Genomic DNA, 3,088 nt, shown 5'->3' with positions numbered 1-3,088 from the left:
AAAAGGGCGCCCATTGGCGCCCTTTGCATTTTGATTACGACCCGTTTGATCAGTCGATCATAGGCAGCAGCTTGTCGAGCGACTGTTTGGCGTCGCCATAGAACATGCGGGTGTTTTCCTTGAAGAACAGCGGGTTTTCGATGCCCGAATAGCCGGTGCCTTGACCGCGTTTCGAGACAAACACCTGCTTGGCCTTCCAGCATTCCAGAACCGGCATCCCGGCGATGGGGCTGTTGGGGTCTTCCTGCGCCGCAGGGTTCACGATGTCGTTCGAACCGATGACGATGGCCACATCCGTTTCCGGGAAGTCGTCATTGATCTCGTCCATCTCAAGCACGATGTCATAGGGCACCTTGGCCTCGGCCAGCAGCACGTTCATGTGGCCCGGCAGACGGCCCGCGACCGGGTGGATCGCAAAGCGCACCTCTTTGCCCTTGGCGCGCAGCTTGCGGACCAGTTCGGAAACCGACTGCTGCGCCTGCGCCACGGCCATGCCGTAACCGGGGATGATGATCACACTGTCGGCCTCGTTCAACGCAGCGGCCACGCCATCGGCGTCAATCGCCACCTGTTCGCCTTCAACGGCCATTTGCTCACCCTGCGGGCCGCCAAAGCCGCCCAGGATCACGCTGACAAAGTGACGGTTCATCGCCTTACACATGATGTAGGACAGAATCGCACCGGACGAGCCCACCAGCGCACCAACCACGATCAGCAGGTCGTTGCCCAGCGAGAAGCCGATCGCAGCCGCGGCCCAGCCCGAGTAGCTGTTCAGCATCGACACAACCACCGGCATGTCGGCGCCGCCGATGCCCATGATCAGGTGATAGCCGATGAACAGCGCCGCCAGTGTCATCAGGATCAGCGGCAGCAGACCGCCCGACATGGTGTACCAGACCAGGCAGATCAGCGACAGACCAGCAGCCGCCGCATTCAGCGCGTGGCCACCCGGCAGCTTGGTCGCCGCAGACGTCACCTTACCGGCCAGCTTGCCATAGGCCACGACCGACCCGGTAAAGGTGATCGCACCGATGAAGATGCCCAGGAACAGTTCCACATGCAGGATTGCCAGCTCGGCCGAGGTTTTCTTGGCGATCAGCTTGGCAAATGCGCCCAGATCGCTCAGATCCGCCTGAGACGCGCTGTCCGCAATCGCCATGACCTGCGCCACGTTGCCGATCTCAAAATGCGCGTTGAAGCCCACAAACACAGCCGCCAGACCCACCAGCGAGTGCATCGCGGCCACCAGCTGCGGCATCTCGGTCATCTGGACGCGCTGCGCCACATATTGACCGATCAGACCACCGCCAGCGATCAGCAGCAGCGACAGCAGCCACAGGCCCGAACCGGGGCCAACCAGCGTGGCAAAGACCGCCAGCGCCATACCGACGATGCCATACCAGACCGCGCGCTTGGCGCTTTCCTGGTTCGACAGCCCGCCGAGCGAAAGGATGAACAGAACAGCCGCAACAACATAGGCGGCAGTGGTGAAGCCAAATTCCATGTGCCCGGCCTCCTTAAGATTTCTGGAACATGGCGAGCATGCGCCGGGTTACGAGGAAGCCGCCGAAGATGTTGATCCCGGCCATGAAGACAGACAGCGCCGCCAGCAGAATGACCAGGAACGAGCCCGATCCGATCTGCATCAACGCCCCAACGATAATGATCGACGAGATCGCGTTGGTGATCGCCATCAGCGGTGTGTGCAGGCTGTGCGCGACGCCCCAGATCACCTGGAAGCCCACGAAGATGGCCAGCACAAAGACGATGAAGTGCTGCATGAAGCTGGCCGGAGCAATCAGCCCCACCAGCAGCATCAGCGCGCCGCCAACCCCCAGCAGGGTGAACTGCTGTTTGGTCTGCGCTTTGAAGGCCGCAATCTCTTGCGCCTTTTTCTCTTCCGGGGTCAGTTCCTTGACCTCGGGTTTCTTCTGCGCCGCAATCGCCTGCACTTTCGGCGGTGGCGGCGGGAAGGTGATCTCGCCTTCGTGCGTCACGGTTGCGCCGCGGATCACGTCATCTTCCATGTCGTGATTGATCTGGCCGTCCTTTTCAGGGGTCAGGTCAGACATCATGTGACGGATGTTGGTCGCGTAGAGAGACGAGGACTGCGCCGCCATCCGGCTGGGGAAGTCGGTATAGCCAATGATGGTCACGCCATTGTCGGTCACGATCTTCTCATCCGCCACGGTCAGCTTGCAGTTGCCGCCCTTTTCCGCTGCGAGGTCCACGATGACCGAGCCCGGCTTCATCGCCTCGACCATATCCTTGGTCCAAAGCTCAGGCGCTTCGCGGTTCGGGATCAGCGCTGTGGTGATGACGATGTCCATTTCTGGCGCCAACTCACGGAACTTGGCCAGCTGCGCGTTGCGGAATTCTTCCGACTGAACGCTGGCATAGCCGCCGGTGGCCGCGCCATCCTGCTGCTGTTCCTCAAAGTCCAGATAGACAAACTCGGCCCCCATCGATTCGACCTGCTCGGCCACTTCGGGGCGCACGTCGAACGCATAGGTGATCGCACCCAGCGAGGTCGAGGTTCCGATCGCCGCCAGACCGGCCACACCGGCCCCCACGATCAGCACCTTGGCAGGAGGCACTTTACCGGCCGCCGTCACCTGACCGGTGAAGAACCGGCCAAAGTTGTTCCCCGCCTCGATCACAGCGCGATAACCGGCGATGTTGGCCATCGAGGACAGCGCGTCCATCTTCTGCGCGCGGCTGATCCGAGGCACCATCTCCATCGCGATCACATTCGCGCCCTTGGATTTGGCCAGCTCCATGCCTTCTTCGTTCCCGGCAGGATTGAAGAAGGAAATCAGGGTCTTGCCCTTGGTAAGACGCTTGAGTTCCGTCGCATTCGGCTGGCGCACCTTGGCAACAATGTCAGCCTCTTTCCACAGCGCCGCCGCGGTCTTCACAACCTCAACACCCGCCGCCTCATAAACCGCATCCGAAAACCCGGCCGCAGCCCCAGCACCCGTCTCAATCAGGCACTCATACCCCAGCTTCTGCAACTGAACCGCAGACTCAGGCGTCATCGCAACCCGATTCTCACCCTCATATATCTCTCTTGGTGTGCCTATTTTCA

Annotated in this window: 2 protein-coding genes; both read right to left on the bottom strand. The window is 61.0% G+C overall.

What is annotated here, in order from left to right:
• Positions 1 to 49 precede the first annotated feature (49 nt).
• Entirely contained in the window at positions 50 to 1,504 is a 1,455-nt protein-coding gene (locus ACR0E6_RS20705; protein WP_170622391.1) for an NAD(P)(+) transhydrogenase (Re/Si-specific) subunit beta, read from the bottom strand.
• A gap of 13 nt (positions 1,505 to 1,517) precedes the next feature.
• Positions 1,518 to 3,088: Re/Si-specific NAD(P)(+) transhydrogenase subunit alpha (locus ACR0E6_RS20700; RefSeq protein ID WP_480586848.1), on the bottom strand; the 1,571-nt coding region annotated here is incomplete at its 5' end.

This window comes from Ruegeria sp. AP12 (assembly GCF_056540025.1).
The sequence above is the reverse complement of the archived record's forward strand: the minus strand, read 5'-3'. Positions and strand labels throughout refer to the sequence as shown.

Coding starts and splice junctions, on each gene's coding strand:
- ACR0E6_RS20705 (WP_170622391.1), bottom strand. CDS start 1,504: ATGGAATTTGGCTTCACCACTGCCGCCTATGTTGTTGCGGCTGTTCTG.